A 15,375-nucleotide genomic window follows, 5' to 3' on the forward strand; every position below is an offset into this window, starting at 1 on the left:
GGCCGGTGCGGCGAGTGGGGGTGCCCCCTGCTCGAAGAGCTCGGGGGAGCGTGCCGGGCGTCGCGACGCGGCGAACGTCGCCTGTCGGGGCACCAGCCGCAGGTCAGGGCATCTTGTCCCCGACCAGCGCCAGGTTCTGGATGGCGGCCAGCCCGTACAGCGCCGTGGCGTTGGTGGACACCCAGGCGGCCTCGCTGCCGGTGACCAGGCCGGCCGGGCCCTCGATCTTCTTCGTGGACCAGTCGGTGGTCTCCTTGTAGTCCCAGGTGTCGGCGCTGTTGTAGAACTGGCGCCACGCCCGGGCGGCCAGCTTCTCGTCGCCCGTCCGGGCCGCCGCGTAGGCGTCCTGCCGGGAGTGGCCCTGGAAGAGCAGCAGGGAACCGAAGTCGGAGCCGTAGCGGGCCTTCTGCTCGGCCTTGGTGGCGTTGAAGTAGCGGCAGTAGTCGAGCCACGCCTCCTTGAACTTCGGCATGTCGATCTGGTCGATGAGCTCCGCGCAGAGCTCCACCAGGCCGAACATGGCCGACAGGTGAGAGACGCCGACCTTGGGTTCCTTGTCCACGGCGAACCTGCCGGTGTCGAGGTCGTAGAGCGCGCTGCCCTGGACGAAGCCGTTGGGCTGGGCGGCGATGGTCTCCATGGTGGACAGGACCCTGGCCTTCGCCTTCTCCCACTTGGGGCCGCGCCGCTCCCACTCGGTGAGCCAGGCGGAGACCAGACCGCTCCAGTCGGTGCCGAAGCCGATGGACAGGGCGTTGCGGTCGGGGGTGTAGGGCTCGGTGCGGATCTTGCGGATGGGGTCGAGGACGAGGAACGTCTCGTCGGAGTCGACGTTCGCGTGCATGAGGTCGCCGACGCGTTCGTCCGCCGTGAGGAAGTAGTAGTAGCGGCGGTAGGTGGTGTTGGCGATGCGCTGCTGCTTGGCGCTGTCGGCGTAGTGCTGGACGCCGTGCCGGGTGCCGAGGCCGGCCCACTTGCCGAGGTGGTAGACGTCGACCTCGCCGGTGTGCCGGGTCATGGCCTCGGCGAACCGGAAGATGTCGGCGCGTCCGGAGCGCATGTAGGCGAACCAGAGCCACAGGTCGGGCGAGAGCTCGGAGTTGTCCCAGGCGTAGCCGCCGACGTCGTAGCACCACTGGTGGCGGCTGGGGTCGTAGCTGTGCATGATGTCGCCGTAGTCCCAGAAGCCGTACCAGCGGCGCTGCTCCACCTGGTCCTTGTAGTAGGTGAAGAGGAAGTCGAGGTGGTCCTCGATCTTCGCCTTGGCGCTGGTGGAACGGTCGGGCTCGGAGAAGAGCTTGCCGAAGACACCCGCCTTGACGAGCTGCTTGGGCGGTGCGGCGAGCTGCGGGGGCGTCCTGACGGCCGCGACCTGCTCGGCCATCCGCTCGGCGCCGGGCGTGGACTCGTGGGCCCAGAAGAGGAGTTCGCTGGTGCGGGCGATGCCGTAGGGGGTGCCGAAGCCGGGCTCGTAGTCCTCGTAGGTGATGTTGAGGCCTTCGAGCTGCTCGGGGTAGGTGTCCTGGCCCATGCCGTCGTGGTAGAAGCGCAGGTCCATGGGCTGCGCCTCGGGCGACCAGAGCCAGAGGGTGACCTCTGCGGTGTCGGTCTGGGCGTCGCGGATGTCGAGCTGGGCGGGGAACTTCTCCCAGAAGTCCCTGAGGCCGAAGGCGAAGCCGCCGCTCGCGCCGCCGACGTAGCCGAAGCCGCTCGCCCTGCGGCCACCGCCCGCGCCGATCCAGCCGTGTCCCTTCTTGGTGCGCTTGCGGACCGTGAAGCCGTCGGCGGAGAGCTGGGAGAGGGTGTAGTCGCCCCACTCGGGGATGTACTGGAGGCGGGTGGTGACCCGCTGGTCCCAGGTGGCCGGGTCGGGCAGCTTCTCGCCTTCGAACTGGGCGGTGCGTACGGCCGCCCCGGGGTCGCGGCGCAGTCCGGTGATGCCCTTGACGGCCTCGCGGAGCAGGCCTGTGCCGTCGCCGCCGATGCGGATGTGCCGGTCGTACGCCTTGTCCCGCATCGGCACCTGGAAGCGCACACCGAGGCCGCGGACGAAGTCGCCGCTCGCCTTCGCGGGCTCCTGGGTGCCGTCGAAGGTGAGGGTGTGGACCATGCGGAAGGAGTCGGCGCCGGCGTAGAAGTAGAGCCGGATCGAGAAGGGCAGCCAGCTGCGGCCGCCCTTGCGGTGCTTGCCGTCGACGCGGACGACCGCGCGGATGGGGCCCTCCTGCTCGACGGTGACCTTGGAGACGGCACCGTCGAAGCGCTCGGTCTTCACCGCGCCCTGGTCCTCGTCCTCGATCTCGGGCTGGCGGATCAGCACGAGGCGGCCGTTCTTCGCGATCTCCGTCGAGCCCCGGCTGACCGACTTGACGATCGTCGAACCGGACGTGCCGATCTTGGCGGTGATGACGCCGGTCGAGATGTCGATGGTGCCGCCGCTCTTGTCGACGGTGACCTTCTTCTCGGGGGCGGCGGGCGTCCCGGCCTTGAGGGTGAGTGTGCCGTCACCCGAACCGACCGCGTGCGCGGTCCACTTGAGAGAGCCGTCGGGCCAGTAGGCGATCGGCCACGACTGCACGGGGACGGCCTTGCCGCCCGCGTCCGTCAGCGCGAAGGTCTGCTCCTTCTGGTAGGCGCCCTTGGGCCAGGGGACGCCGACGGTGGAGCCGGGGGCGGCGCCGAGGCCGCCGTCCTCCAGCCAGTCGAGGGTCACCGGGTCGGGCTCGGCGGTCTCGGCCACGGGGGCGGCCTGCGCGTCCTGCGCCCCCAGCGCCCAGCTGAACTGGGCGGCGGCTCCGGCGACGGCGGCCGCCTTGAGCAGGGACCTGCGGGGGATGGGAGACATAGGGATGCTGCCTTTCCTCGTCCGTGCGGAAAGCACTTGCGTTGGTCAGGGGCATGACACAGAGAGAGGTGCGGCGCCCGGGGCGCCGACCTGAGGTGAGGGCACCGCCGGTCAGCGGTGCCGGTACCGCTCCTCCACGGCGACGGCCGCCGCCGCGACGGCCCCGAGGACGGGGACCGCCAGCGGCGCGACGAACCACGCGGACAGGGCCACCACGGCCAGCCCGGCGATGATCAGGAAGGACCCGGCCGGGTCGAGGACGGTCCGGCGCCAGGCGTGCGCGAGCAGCGTCCGCCAGCGGGCGTCCGGCTCCCAGACCGCCGCCGCGCGCAGCCCCGCCACGACGAGGCCGATCAGCGCGACCAGCCCGACGGCCCCGACGAGCGGCCCACCGGGAATCCCCGCCCGGGCCGCCTGGACGTCCACCCAGACGGCCGCCGCCAGGGCCCACCCGGCGAGCCCGGCGAGCCACCCGCCGCGCAGGGCCGTACGGACGTCGGCGACGAACTCCCGCCACCCACCGCCCTCATGAGCGGTACGGCGCCGCAGATGCCGCGCACCGGCAGCGAAGGCCGCGGGGTACGTCACCACACCCAACGAGGCCACCGCGATCCACACCCCGGTCAGCAGACACTCGGCGAAGACCGCGAACCGCTCCGCGAGCACCGACTCCCCACGTACCTTCACTCGGGTCTCGGCCATGCGCACTCAGCCCTTCAGCCCCGACGTGGCCATACCGTCGATCAGATACCGCTGGAAGGCCAGGAAGAAGGCGAGAACCGGGAGCAGCGCGACGAGCGACATGGCGATCATGCCGCCGTAGTCGGCCACGCCCTCCTGGTCCACGAACATCTTCAGCCCCAGGGAGACCGTGTACTTGTCGGGCTCGTTGAGGTAGATCAGCGGACCCATGAAGTCGTTCCACGCGTTGATGAACGTGAAGATCGCACTGGTGATCAGGGCCGGACGGCACAGCGGCAGCACGATCGACCAGTAGATGCGCAGGTGTCCGCAGCCGTCGAGCCGGGCGGCCTCGTCGAGTTCCTTGGGCAGGTTGCGCATGAACTGCATCATCAGGAAGACGAAGAACGCCTCGGTGGCCAGGTACTTCCCCAGCAGCAGCGGTGTGTAGGTGTTGATCATCTCCATGTTGCGGAACAGCACGTACTGCGGGATGAGCAGCACGTGGTACGGCAGCAGGAGCGTGCCGATCATCAGCGTGAAGAGCAGATTGCGGCCCGCGAACCTGATCTTCGCGAAGGCGTACGCCGTCAGCGAGCAGGACAGCAGGATGCCGATCACGGAACCCACCGCGAGGGTGAGCGAGTTGAGGAAGAACGTGGAGATGGAGATGTCCGCGATGCCCTCGCCGAGCCGCGTGTAGTTCGAGGTGATCGGATCGCCCGGGAAGAGGTCCAGGCTGCCGACGACGTCCTCGCTCTTCTTGAACGAACCGCCGATGACCCAGATCACCGGGTAGAGGATCACCGCGAGGATCAGCAGGGATCCGATGTGCCAGGCGAGGGAACCGGGCAGTCTGTGACGCGAAGTCGAGAGACCGGCGGAGCTCATCACGCGCCCTCCTCGTAGTGCACCCAGCGCTTCTGGGACCAGAACAGCACCGCCGTCACCAAGGCGACCGCGACGAGCAGCATCCAGGCCATGGCGGAGGCCAGACCCATCCGGCTGTTCTCGAAGCCCTGAACGTAGAGGTAGCAGGTGTAGACCATGGAACCGTCCGCTGGGCCACAGGCGTTGCCGCCGGCGCCGCCGCCGACGATGTACGCCGAGCTGAAGATCTGGAAGGAGTGGATCGTCTCCAGCAGGACGTTGAAGAAGAGCACCGGGGAGATCATCGGCAGTGTGATGTTCCAGAACCGCCGCAGCTTGCCCGCGCCGTCGACCTCGGCCGCCTCGTACAGCTCGCGCGGGACCTGCTTGAGGCCGGCCAGGAAGATGACCATGGGCGCGCCGAACTGCCAGACGGTGAGCGCCACCAGACTGTAGATGATCATGTCCGGGTCGCCGGTCCAGCCGCCGACGTCCACGCCGAAGAGCTTCTGCGTGCGGTCGACGATCGCGTCGTCCGAGAAGATCGCCTTCCACACGATCGCGACGGAGACGCTCGCCCCGATCAGCGACGGAGCGTAGAAGGCGGCCCGGTAGAACGCCTGCCCGCGCCGGCTCTGGGCCAGCAGCAGCGCCACCCCGAGGGCGGCGAGCAGCTTCAGCGGCGTACCGACGGCGACGTACCAGAGCGTGACCTGCACCGAGTGGCGCCAGCGCGGATCGCCGAACATCTCGGAGAAGTTGTCGAGACCGATCCACTTGGGCGCGTCGAAGAGGTTGTAGTCGGTGAACGCGAAGTAGAGCGAGGCGACCATCGGGCCCGCGGTGAGCAACAGGAACCCGGCGATCCACGGGGACATGAAGAGATAGCCGGCCAGGTTCTCCCGGCGCCGCCGCCGCTTGAGGGCGGCGGGGCGCGGGGGCTTCACCGGACCGTGCCGCGGCTCGGAGTCCTGGGACAGGCCCTCCATCGCAGGGGCGTGTGTCACGGTGGTTCCCATCAGGTGCCGAGAGCCGTCTTCGACTCGGTGAAGAACTGCTTGACGGCCTCGTCCACCGAGCGCTTGCCGAGGGCGAGTTCCTCGGCGATGCGCAGGAACGCCGACTCGCAGATGTCCGCGCCGTTCGGGTGCGGTGTGATGGGCTCCAGGACACCCGCCTCGACGAGCGACTCCTCGTAGGCGGCGATCGCCTTGGTGACCTCGTCGGTCGGCTTGTACGCGTCGTACTGGGCCTGGGTCGCGGGCACACCGCGGTCGTAGCCCATGATCTTGGCGACCTCGGGGTCGTGCACCATGAAGTCGATGAACCGGGCGACTTCCTTGGGGTGCTGGGTGCGCTTGGAGGCGCTCAGCATGAGGGAGCCGAGGTACTGGCCGGTCTTCTTGCCGTCCGTGGTCGGGATGGGAGCCAGGCCGTACTCGCTCTTACCCTCCGCGGTGTAACGGACGGTGAAGTTGTCCCAGGTGAACTCGCCGCCGGCGAGCTCGGCGGCGACCGCCGACTTGGGCTTGATCTGGGCGACCTTCTTGGGGTCGGAGTAGAGACCCTCCTCGACGCCCTTCCTGGCCTTCGTCCACCAGTCCGTCAGATCGGCCTCGGTGAAGCCGAGCCCGTCCTCGGTGAAGAACGCCTTGCCGTTCTGACGCAGGTACAGGTCGTAGAGGTACATGACGCCGTACATGCCGCTGTCCCCGGCACGGCCCGTCCTGTCGCGGATCTTCTTCATCGCCGCGTCGAAGTCGCCCCAGGTCCAGCCCTGTTCCGGCTTCACTCCGGCACGGGTGTAGACGGGCTTGTCGATGACCAGGGCCATCGAGTTCGAACCGACCGGAACTCCGAGGAGCTTGCCGTCGATCTCGCCGAACTTCTCCAGGCCCGCCCGGAATCCGTCCATCCGGAGGTTGCCCGCCTTGGCCTGTTCGCCGAGATCGAGCAGCACGTTCTTCGCGTCGTATTTGCGGAGGAAGCCGATGGCATTCTGGAAGACGTCCGGCGGATTTCCGCCGGAGGCCTGGGTGTTGAACTTCTTCCAGAAGTCGAGATAGGGCTGGAAGTCCGTTTTCACCTTGATCTTCGGGTACTTCTTCTCGAAGAGCGCGATGGTCTTGTTGATGCGCTGGGCGCGGTCCTCGGCTCCCCACCACGCATAACGAATCGTCACCGTCCCGTCGGCGGAGGCCCCTCCGTCACCACCACAGCCGGTGGTCGCGGCCAGCCCCAGGGTGGCCGCCGTGGCGCCGGCCGCCTTCAGAACCGCACGTCTCTCAACATTCCTGCCGTTCACCACGGTTGGCCTCCCCGCACGTCGTCCCGCTCGCATGAATCGTTTCAAGTAAGCGCTTGCTGGCACAAGGTACGGAGGGGCTGAGGGTGCGTCAATGATTCGGACAAGAATTTCTCACCGAGGAGCCGGAGGGCGCGAGGAGGGGGCACCCGCCCGGCGAGGCTCCGGCTCGATGACGCCACTGGTGAGACGGGTGCGACCAGAGGGTCGAACGAAGCGGGCCGGGTCACGGCGGCTTCGGTCGCGACCGAAAGCCGACGGCCTGGTGGGGACCGTGGGGCGGTGTGGGAGGTGTCCGGTTTCCGACAGGTGCCCCGGCCCGCGCAGCGCCGCGAGGCCGACAACGACGGCGGCCCACCCGCACGCACTGTGCAGATGGGCCGCCGATCCGGGTGGGCGATACTGGGTTCGAACCAGTGACCTCTTCGGTGTGAACGAAGCGCTCTCCCACTGAGCTAATCGCCCGGGCGCAGGAAGAAGATTACCCCATGTCAGAGGGTGCCCGTGACCGGACGGCCGACGTCGGCACCCCCGCCGCGGCTCACTGGTCCTCGATCTTCCACGGCATGACCATGCCGAACTTCCACACGTAGATCCCGACCAGTACGGCCACGATCACCAGCCCGATCGACGTCAGGATGATGTTCCGGCGCCGCACCCGGGGGTCGAGGGCACGGTGGGCCGCCTCGGTGACCTTCCGCTTGGTCCAGCGGAGCACCAGCTGGGCCCAGACGAACTCGGTCGCCCAGATCGCCATGCCGCCGAAGATCACGACCCAGCCCGGTCCGGGCAGGGGCAGCATGATGATGCCCGCCACGACCACCGCGAGCCCGATGATGAAGACCCCGACCTGCCAGCTCACGTGCAGCGCGCGGCGCGCTTTGATGAATTCCGGAGCACGCGAGCCGAGCGCCCGCTCTTGCTCGCTGTGCACCTCGTCAGTCCCCGTCTCGTCCGACGCCACGGCCACCTCGCCCGGCTCGTTACTCCCCGTATTCATACGGACAAACACTACCCGAGCGAAACCAGTCACTGGAATGGACGCACGACGCGAACGATCTCTCGGCCGGAAGAGTTACGTAAAGGCACGCAAAACACTCAGAGGGGTTTACAACGGCACCGTAGGTGGCATGTCGATTTCGCCGACGTGCGAATCCCCGAGCGCACACTGAGCGAAAGGCCCTGGCGCTTATGAACACCACGGTCAGCTGCGAGCTGCACCTGCGCCTCGTTGTGTCGAGCGAGTCCTCCCTGCCTGTCCCCGCAGGCCTGCGGTACGACACGGCCGACCCCTACGCCGTGCACGCCACCTTCCACACCGGAGCCGAGGAAACCGTCGAGTGGGTGTTCGCCCGCGACCTCCTCGCCGAGGGACTTCACCGCCCCACGGGCACCGGAGACGTCCGCGTCTGGCCATCGCGCAGCCACGGTCAGGGCGTCGTGTGCATCGCCCTGAGCTCACCGGAGGGCGAAGCCCTGCTCGAGGCCCCGGCAAGGGCCCTGGAGTCCTTCCTGAAGCGCACCGACGCCGCTGTGCCGCCCGGCACGGAGCACCGGCATTTCGATCTCGACCAGGAGCTCTCGCACATCCTGGCGGAAAGCTAGGGCGAGGCCCTCACAAAGCCGCCCGGCGCCGTCGACTCGGGGAGACGGCTCGGGCTCGGACAACCGCATACGGGACGCACCGGCGCCGCTACCGCGTATCTCGCGGGGCGGCGCCGGTTCGCATGCGCCACCGCTCACACCTTCGCCGGCCGCCTGTGGGCCGGCCGGGAACCATGGAGCGCCGGGCGGCGTTGTATTCGAAGCCGTGTGCGGGCATGAGGACGGTCCGGCGACAGTGGAGCCGTTACCATCGGCCAGCATCGGCGGGCGCCCGCCCGACCCCCAGGCCAGGGAGCGAATCGTGCTGATCACCCATGACACCCGGTGCGCCCTCGACACCGTGGTCGATCTGGTGAACACCGCACCGGAGGACGACACGGCATCCGACGGGCTGCCCGACGTGGCGACCCTGACGGATTTCGTGCAGAACCACGAGATCAGCGATGTCGGAGCGCTCTCGGAGTTCGATCTCTCGGCGGTGCGGAAGATCCGCGGGCGGTTCGCCTCCGTCTTCGCCGCCCCCGACCCCCGGAGCGCCGCAGGCCTGATCAACGAGCTGGTCGCGGCCGCCGGAACCACTCCCCGGCTCACGGACCACGACGGCTACGACTGGCATGTGCACTACTTCGCGCCCGGTGCCTCCGTCGCGGACCACCTGGCCGCCGACTGCGGGATGGCCCTGGCCTTCTTCGTGGTCGCCGGGGAGCAGGAGCGGCTGCGGCGGTGCGAGGCACCCGACTGCCGGCGCGCCTTCGTCGACCTGTCCCGCAACCGCTCGCGGCGGTACTGCGACAGCCGTACCTGCGGAAACCGCCTGCATGTGGCCGCGTACCGGGCGCGCCGCAAGGAGGCGGCGGGCTGAGGGCGGTCCGGCCCGCGGGTCGGGTCGGGCGGGGTTCCGGAGGGACATCGATGCCGACGCGGTCCCGGCGGATGGCGCCGGGTACCGCGGGTAAGGCTCACAGCAACAGCAGGTCGTGCAACGAGGCCATGAGCAGCAGGCTCCCGATCACCGCAAGGAAGATCATCAGCGGTGGCTGGGAAAGGGCGAAAAGGCAACCGCGGGGCTCGTCCTGCGGCGGCGCGGGGTCGCTCTGTGTCGTGTCCAGCATCTCGCGGTGATGATGACGCAGTCGGCCGACCGGACGCGATCAGCGTCCCTGTTCGGAGCGGGAGTGCGCCGATTCCGCGAGGTCCCGTTCGGGTTGTGATCACTTCCGCGCGCCCGCGGACCCACTGTGACGATTCAGCCGAAGCGGGCCCTCAGATGCCGTGCTTCTTGAGGATGGCCTCGATGTCGCTGAAGTCGTCGTCTCCCCGGGGAGCCGCCGCGGGCCGGGAAGCGGGGCGGGACCCCTGGCCCAGGGAGGGCGCCGAGGCCGCCGGGGCGGCCACCGCGTCGGGCCGGTCCGCCGCCCGGGCGGCTCTGCGCTCCTTGCGGGTGCCGCCGCGGCGGCGCTCCACGACGCGGGTGGTCATGAAGAGCACCCAGGCGGCGCCGAGCACACCGAAGCCGGCCCAGGCCGTCGGGCTGAAGGCGGTGTCGGCCAGCCACTCGACGACTCCGGTCATCACCAGGCCGATCGGCACGAGCGAGTAGGCCGCGATACGGGTGGCCGTGAGGAAACGCTTGCGGTACGCCGTGACGACCGCAATGCCCAGGCCTGCCGCGGACACGGCGGAGCAGACGGTCTCGGCAATCATCCGGTCCTCCAGCGTGGCGCGGTCGAGCAGGGGCTTCGTCCCTTCCATCCTGCACCCGCCACACCCCGGCGGGCCATGCCGCGGCCGGACATCAGGGACATCTCCGGGTCACCTCCTCCGCAGGTGCCGGTGGCCCCGGCCCCGGTACGTCCGATTGGGGTACGGACCCCGAGGGCTGGAAGACTGTCGGCATGAGCGACTCCTCCCCCGCCCGTCCCGCCGCCCCCGTCCTCGAGGTCTGGTGCGACCTGCAGTGCCCGGACTGCCGTACCGCCCTCGGCGACCTCGGCGCCCTGCGCGCCCACTACGGCGACCGGCTGGAGGTGCGGCTGCGGCACTTCCCGCTGGAGAAGAACAAGCACGCCTTCGCCGCCGCCCAGGCCGCCGAGGAGGCCTGGGAGCAGGGCAGGGGCTGGCCCTACGTGGAGGCCCTGCTCGGCCGCGTCGAGCAGCTGGGCCGTGAGGGAGAACCCTTCCTGGTCGAGCTGGCCCGCGAACTGGACCTGGACGCCGAGGAGTTCGAGACCGCGCTGATCGACGGCCGGCACATCCTGTTCGTGGACGCCGACCAGGCCGAGGGCAAGGCGATCGGCGTGACCGGCACCCCGACGTACGTCATCGGCGGTGAGCGCCTCGACGGCGGCAAGAGCCAGGAGGGGCTGCGCGAGCGGATCGAGGAGATCGCGGACCGGCTGCTGGCGGAGCAGGAACAGCAGCGGGACTGACCCGTCGGCCCCGGCCCCGTGGCCGGCCGCTACAGGAGCGGTTTGTACATGGCGTACTGCCGGGTCTCGTAGCCGAGCGACGCGTAGAGCCGTTCCGCCGGGTCGTTGCCGGCGAAGACGTTGAGGCCGATGGTCCGCCTGCCCTGGACGATCGTCTGGGCCTCGGCCAGCAGCATGAGGGTGCGGCCGTGTCCTCTGCCCCGGTGGGCGGCGTGGGTCTCGACGTCGAAGACGAAGGCGTCGTCCTCGCGCAACGCGAGCCACAGCGTGCCCACCGGTGTCCCCCGGTGTTCCACGACGCTGAGGAGCGCGCCGGGGGTGGCGAGGCCGTCGGGCAGCAGGGTGGCGTGGTCGCGTTCCGACTTGGCCCGGGCCTCGGCCTCCGGAACGCCCCGCTCGATCCAGCTCCGCGCGTAGTCCTCCTCGCCCTTCTCCAGCCAGGGGCCGAACTCCGCCTCGGTCATGGGCCGGGCGCGGCTGCCCTCCGGCAGATCCGGCGGGGTGTCGCCGAGGGGTTTCTCCATACCGCGGTTGCGCACGACGTAGCCGAGCGCCGTGGCGAGCCGGAACGCCGGCTCGGAGTCGGCGGGCACCACCGCCTCGATACGGCGGCACCCCCAGCCGCGCACCACCTCCTCCGCGGCGAGCGCGGCCACCGTGCCCCGGCCGCGTCCGCGGTCCGGCTCCTCGATGCGCAGGCTCAGGACCCGGGCCACGGCGTCGCCGAACACGGGATGCGTGCCGAGGAGTATCGCCCCTACGGGACGGCTGTTCACGCATACCTGGTAGCGGCGCGAGCGCGTCCCGTCGGCGTTCTGCTGAAGCGGCTCGGTCGGCCGCAGGGTCGTGGTCATCAGAGGTGTTCTACCCGCGGGCCACGGCCCCGGTCAGCCGAATATCCGAGGGCTGTCAGGGGTCGAGATCGTTCCCGGACCGCTCCTCGAAGATCCGCATGGCCTTGGCCGTCACCGGGCCCGGCGCGCCCGGCAGCCCACGGTCGTCGACCCGGTGCACGGCCTGCACGTCCCGCAGTGTGGACGTGAGGAAGACCTCGTCGGCCCGCTGGAGGACGTCCAGCGGCAGGTCGGTCTCCTCGGCTCCGGTCCACTCGATCGCCAGCGCGCGCGTGATGCCGGCGAGACAGCCCGAGGCGAGCGGCGGCGTGTACAGCTCGCCGTCGAGGACCACGAAGACGTTGGAGCCCGTGCCCTCGCAGAGCTGTCCCACCGTGTTGGCGAACAGCGCCTCGGTCGCGCCCTGTTCACGGGCCCGGGCGAGGGCGACGACGTTCTCGGCGTACGAGGTGGTCTTCAGGCCGGTGAGCGCGCCGCGCTCGTTGCGGGTCCAGGGGACCGTGATCACGGCGGTGGAGTCGGGACGGCGGGTGGTGGTGCCGAGGGCGACCACGAGGGTCGGGCCGTGCTCACCGCGGTCGGACCCGAGGGGGCCGTGGCCGCCGGTGTAGGTGATGCGGAGCCGGCCGAGCGGCGCGGGGTTGGCCTCGAGGACGGCGGCACAGGCCCGGCGCACCTCGTCGTGGTCCGGGTCCGGCAGCCCGAGGCCGCGTGCCGACCGGGTCAGCCGGTCGAGGTGCCGGGTGAGCGCGAACGCCTGGCCGTGCACGGTCTTCACCGTCTCGAAGATGCCGTCGCCCACGGTCAGCCCGTGGTCGAAGACGGAGACACGGGCCGACTCGCTGTCCTGCAACCCGCCGTCGAGCCAGATCTTCACGTCAGGTCCTCTCCACTCGCCTCGTACGCTCCCGACGCTATCGCGAGCAGCCGGTCCGCCTTCAGTTCGGTCTCCCGCCACTCCCCCTCGGGGTCCGATCCCCAGGTGATGCCGGCACCGGTGCCGAAGCGCAGCGCGCCCTCGCCCCGGTCGATCCAGAAGGTACGGATGCCGACGGCCAGCTCACCGGCCTTCCGGTCGGCGTCGACCCAGCCGATCCCGCCGCAGTACGGGCCCCTGGGCGCCGTCTCCAGCGCGTCGATGATCCGCAGGGCGCTCGACTTGGGCGCCCCGGTGACCGATCCGGGCGGGAACGCCGCGCCGAGCAGTTCGGCCCAGCCGGCCCCGTCGCCCAGCTCACCGCGGACCGTCGAGACGAGGTGGACCAGCCCCGGATGCTTCTCCACGGCGCACAGGTCGGGCACCGTCACGCTGCCGGTGGCGCAGACCCGTCCGATGTCGTTGCGGACCAGGTCCACGATCATCACGTTCTCGGCGTAGTCCTTCTGCAGGAGGTCCGCCTCGGTGCGCCCGGTGCCCTTGATCGGCCCGGACTCGACGACCCGGCCGCCGCGCCGCAGGAACAGTTCGGGGGACGCGGTGGCGATCTCCACGCCGTGACGGGGCAGGCGGATCGTTCCTGCATAGGGTGCCGGGTTGCCTCGGGCCAGCAGTGCGGTGAGGGCGTCCACGTCGGCGCCGGGCGGGACGGGCGCCGACAGCACCCGGCACAGGTTCGCCTGGTAGACCTCACCGGCCGCGATGTGCTCGCGGATCCGCCGCACCGCCGCCGTGTACGCCGCGCGGTCGAGCGAGGACGTCCACTCATCCAGGGCCGGGCCGCGCCAGGCGCCCGGCACGGGAGCGGGTACCGGGGATTTCCGCACCTCCCGGAAGCGGGCGCAGGTCAGACGGCCCTCGAAGTCGGCGCAGACGGCCCAGAAGCCACTGGATTCCAGGGCCTCGGGGTCGTCGGTGACGTCGAGGAGCCCGGTGGCGACGCGGTCGCCGAAGCGGGCGAGAGGAGGGTGGTCGAGCACACAGTCGAGTCTATGGCGGTGTCGCGCGGGTGACCGGGGCGTGTCCCGTCGGGGGCCCCGCGACGCACCTGAGCAGGGGAAGCGCAGCACGCTGCACAAACGCGTTTTTGTACTGGCACCGGAATCCGCTAGAGTTCAACACGTCGCCGGGCCGCGAGAGCGGACCGAAACGACAAGCGGACGTAGCTCAGTTGGTAGAGCGCAACCTTGCCAAGGTTGAGGTCGCGAGTTCGAGCCTCGTCGTCCGCTCGAAGGAACAGGGGGCTTCCCGGCCCCCTACACTCCTGGTGGAGTGGCCGAGAGGCGAGGCAACGGCCTGCAAAGCCGTCTACACGGGTTCAAATCCCGTCTCCACCTCCAAGGACGATTAGCTCAGCGGGAGAGCGCTTCCCTGACACGGAAGAGGTCACTGGTTCAATCCCAGTATCGTCCACTGGATCTCGTCGAAGATCCGAACCCGCGCGATTAGCTCAGCGGGAGAGCGCTTCCCTGACACGGAAGAGGTCACTGGTTCAATCCCAGTATCGCGCACGCAGTGCTCATGATCCGCCGCACAGCGTGGTCATGGTCCCGAGGACGATTAGCTCAGCGGGAGAGCGCTTCCCTGACACGGAAGAGGTCACTGGTTCAATCCCAGTATCGTCCACACCACACCGGAGCCCCCGGCCGAGCGAATCGGCCGGGGGCTTCGTGGTGGTCACGCTCGTTGTGTCACGAGTCGTGCCGCGACTCTTGTCACGACTCGCGTCACGACGAGAACAGCATGTGCCCGAAGCTCTTGTGGCGGTGGTGACCGTGATGGCCGTGGTGACCGTGGCCGCCGTGCGGGGCGCCCCAGGCGGGTGCCGGCGGAGCGGGGTAGGCCTGCGGGGCGGGCGGGGGCGGCGGGGCGCCCTGGGACCACTGGGACTCCAGGCGGGTCAGCGACTCCAGCTCGCCGTAGTCGAGAAAGATGCCGCGACAGCCACTGCACTGCTCGATCTGGACACCGTTGCGGTTGTACGTGTGCATCGGCGCATGGCACTTCGGACACTGCATGGGCGTTCAACTCCTCGCCGGTCGGTCCTGCTTCGTATGTCGCCAGGACAGACTCCGTCCCGCTGTGGTCGGTTGCACCCTACTTCGCGTACCCCTGCCTCAACTGCGGCGGGACGGTAGCCATTCGGTCACAAGCGTCCACGACCGACCGCTCCACCTCGTCCAGGGGACGGCCGGCCGCGACCGCCTTGGCGACGGCCCGGGCCGCGGTCTGCACGGTGAGGGCACGGGCGGGGACGTCCAGGGACGGCCAGGGGTCGCCGTCGGCAGGGACGGCGGGGCCGCCCTCGGCGCGGTAGGCGGCGAGGAAACGGGCCCATTCGTCGGGCGGGAGCAGCCCGCAGGCGTACCAGGCGGCGGGCCGGGCGAGGTCCCAGGCCGGGACGCCGACGCCGAGGTCGTCCACGTCGATCAGCAGCCAGGGGCCTTCGGGGGCCGGGTGGCGTATGAGCTGGCCGAGGTGGAGGTCACCGTGGCACAGCGTGCCGGTGTCCGGCATCGGGGCCTCGTCGCGAGCCCAGGCAGGGAGGGTGTTCCAGGCCCGCAGGACGGGGGCGGCAGCGGGATGCGGGCCGGCCTCGCGGAGCCGGGCGAGGGCGCGGGCCGCCTTGGCGGGACCTCGCATGGCGGGCAGGGCCTCCGGGGCAGGTGCGCGGTGCAGCCGGGCGAGGAGTGTGGCGGCGGCTTCCCAGGGGGCCGCGTCCGGGTCGTCCGGGTCCACGGGTGTGCCGTACGGCCAGAACGTCACGAGCCGGTCGTGCAGGGCCGCCGGGGTCGGGGCGAGCGGTGGCAGGAGGATGCCGGGGTGGCGGGTGGCGGTGGCGAGTCGGC

Annotated in this window: 16 protein-coding genes and 6 tRNA genes; 8 read left to right on the forward strand and 14 right to left on the reverse strand. The window is 70.1% G+C overall.

Annotated features, from left to right (window positions below; translation table 11 throughout):
- Positions 1-103 precede the first annotated feature (103 nt).
- From SSQG_RS06890 to SSQG_RS06920, 7 genes are all read right to left on the reverse strand, one after another.
- The gene (locus SSQG_RS06890; RefSeq protein ID WP_039932080.1) at positions 104-2,845 is read right to left on the reverse strand and encodes a hypothetical protein; all 2,742 of its coding nucleotides are present in this window, start codon (positions 2,843-2,845) and stop codon (positions 104-106) included.
- A gap of 111 nt (positions 2,846-2,956) precedes the next feature.
- Positions 2,957-3,547, reverse strand: coding sequence for a hypothetical protein (locus tag SSQG_RS06895; RefSeq protein WP_039934847.1), 591 nt, complete (start codon positions 3,545-3,547; stop codon positions 2,957-2,959).
- A gap of 6 nt (positions 3,548-3,553) precedes the next feature.
- Positions 3,554-4,417, reverse strand: coding sequence for a carbohydrate ABC transporter permease (locus SSQG_RS06900; RefSeq protein ID WP_052310245.1), 864 nt, complete (start codon positions 4,415-4,417; stop codon positions 3,554-3,556).
- On the reverse strand, positions 4,417-5,415 hold the full coding sequence (locus SSQG_RS06905; RefSeq protein WP_039932082.1) for a carbohydrate ABC transporter permease: 999 nt from the start codon (positions 5,413-5,415) through the stop codon (positions 4,417-4,419). The genes SSQG_RS06900 and SSQG_RS06905 overlap by 1 nt, the downstream gene beginning before the upstream one ends.
- Positions 5,415-6,704, reverse strand: coding sequence for an ABC transporter substrate-binding protein (locus tag SSQG_RS06910; RefSeq protein WP_003989011.1), 1,290 nt, complete (start codon positions 6,702-6,704; stop codon positions 5,415-5,417). The genes SSQG_RS06905 and SSQG_RS06910 overlap by 1 nt, the downstream gene beginning before the upstream one ends.
- A 390-nt stretch (positions 6,705-7,094) precedes the next feature.
- Positions 7,095-7,166: transfer RNA gene (locus SSQG_RS06915), tRNA-Val, on the reverse strand.
- Between the two features lie 76 nt (positions 7,167-7,242).
- Complete coding sequence (locus SSQG_RS06920) at positions 7,243-7,701, reverse strand: TIGR02611 family protein (protein WP_039932083.1); 459 nt, start codon at positions 7,699-7,701, stop codon at positions 7,243-7,245.
- A gap of 191 nt (positions 7,702-7,892) precedes the next feature.
- Here SSQG_RS06920 and SSQG_RS06925 point away from each other — a divergent pair, with 191 nt between their 5' ends.
- Together SSQG_RS06925 and SSQG_RS06930 are read left to right on the forward strand one after the other, a co-directional pair.
- Positions 7,893-8,306, forward strand: coding sequence for an SsgA family sporulation/cell division regulator (locus SSQG_RS06925; protein ID WP_004002642.1), 414 nt, complete (start codon positions 7,893-7,895; stop codon positions 8,304-8,306).
- A 301-nt stretch (positions 8,307-8,607) separates the two neighbouring features.
- Positions 8,608-9,168 (forward strand): CGNR zinc finger domain-containing protein, encoded by a 561-nt coding sequence (locus SSQG_RS06930; protein WP_003989013.1) that lies wholly within the window; start codon positions 8,608-8,610, stop codon positions 9,166-9,168.
- 97 nt (positions 9,169-9,265) lie between these two features.
- Here the strand turns inward: SSQG_RS06930 and SSQG_RS41725 are convergent, their stop codons facing one another.
- Positions 9,266-9,418: a hypothetical protein gene (locus tag SSQG_RS41725; RefSeq protein WP_167545780.1), complete on the reverse strand. Its 153-nt coding sequence runs from the start codon at positions 9,416-9,418 to the stop codon at positions 9,266-9,268.
- A 151-nt stretch (positions 9,419-9,569) separates the two neighbouring features.
- Positions 9,570-10,010 carry a hypothetical protein gene (locus tag SSQG_RS06935; RefSeq protein ID WP_039934849.1) on the reverse strand — a complete coding sequence of 147 codons (441 nt, stop codon included), beginning with the start codon at positions 10,008-10,010 and terminating at the stop codon, positions 9,570-9,572.
- 191 nt (positions 10,011-10,201) lie between these two features.
- Here SSQG_RS06935 and SSQG_RS06940 point away from each other — a divergent pair, with 191 nt between their 5' ends.
- A complete protein-coding gene (locus SSQG_RS06940) occupies positions 10,202-10,735 on the forward strand; it encodes a DsbA family protein (RefSeq protein WP_003989015.1) in 534 nt (177 codons plus the stop codon).
- Positions 10,736-10,764: 29 nt separating this feature from the next.
- Here the strand turns inward: SSQG_RS06940 and SSQG_RS06945 are convergent, their stop codons facing one another.
- Genes SSQG_RS06945 through SSQG_RS06955 form a run of 3 tightly spaced genes read right to left on the reverse strand, consistent with a single transcriptional unit; the run spans position 10,765 to position 13,506 of the window.
- The gene (locus SSQG_RS06945) at positions 10,765-11,589 is read right to left on the reverse strand and encodes a GNAT family N-acetyltransferase (RefSeq protein WP_039932084.1); all 825 of its coding nucleotides are present in this window, start codon (positions 11,587-11,589) and stop codon (positions 10,765-10,767) included.
- A 55-nt stretch (positions 11,590-11,644) separates the two neighbouring features.
- Positions 11,645-12,466, reverse strand: coding sequence for an aminotransferase class IV (locus SSQG_RS06950; protein WP_003989017.1), 822 nt, complete (start codon positions 12,464-12,466; stop codon positions 11,645-11,647).
- Positions 12,463-13,506 carry a chorismate-binding protein gene (locus tag SSQG_RS06955; RefSeq protein WP_003989018.1) on the reverse strand — a complete coding sequence of 348 codons (1,044 nt, stop codon included), beginning with the start codon at positions 13,504-13,506 and terminating at the stop codon, positions 12,463-12,465. The genes SSQG_RS06950 and SSQG_RS06955 overlap by 4 nt, the downstream gene beginning before the upstream one ends.
- Before the next feature lie 176 nt (positions 13,507-13,682).
- Between SSQG_RS06955 and SSQG_RS06960 the strand changes: the two genes are divergently transcribed.
- From SSQG_RS06960 to SSQG_RS06980, 5 genes are all read left to right on the forward strand, one after another.
- Positions 13,683-13,755 (forward strand) — tRNA-Gly (locus SSQG_RS06960).
- Between the two features lie 37 nt (positions 13,756-13,792).
- A tRNA-Cys gene (locus tag SSQG_RS06965) sits at positions 13,793-13,866 on the forward strand.
- A gap of 1 nt (position 13,867) precedes the next feature.
- A tRNA-Val gene (locus SSQG_RS06970) sits at positions 13,868-13,939 on the forward strand.
- A gap of 26 nt (positions 13,940-13,965) precedes the next feature.
- Positions 13,966-14,037 (forward strand) — tRNA-Val (locus tag SSQG_RS06975).
- 43 nt (positions 14,038-14,080) lie between these two features.
- Positions 14,081-14,152: transfer RNA gene (locus SSQG_RS06980), tRNA-Val, on the forward strand.
- A 101-nt stretch (positions 14,153-14,253) separates the two neighbouring features.
- On the opposite strand, the gene SSQG_RS06985 is transcribed toward SSQG_RS06980, so the two are convergent.
- Positions 14,254-14,544: a zf-TFIIB domain-containing protein gene (locus SSQG_RS06985; RefSeq protein ID WP_078506820.1), complete on the reverse strand. Its 291-nt coding sequence runs from the start codon at positions 14,542-14,544 to the stop codon at positions 14,254-14,256.
- 79 nt (positions 14,545-14,623) lie between these two features.
- On the reverse strand, positions 14,624-15,375 hold a 752-nt coding region (locus SSQG_RS06990), incomplete at its 5' end, for an aminoglycoside phosphotransferase family protein (RefSeq protein ID WP_003989020.1).

The organism is Streptomyces viridochromogenes DSM 40736 (genome assembly GCF_000158955.1).
GTDB classification, from domain to species: Bacteria; Actinomycetota; Actinomycetes; order Streptomycetales; family Streptomycetaceae; genus Streptomyces; species Streptomyces venetus.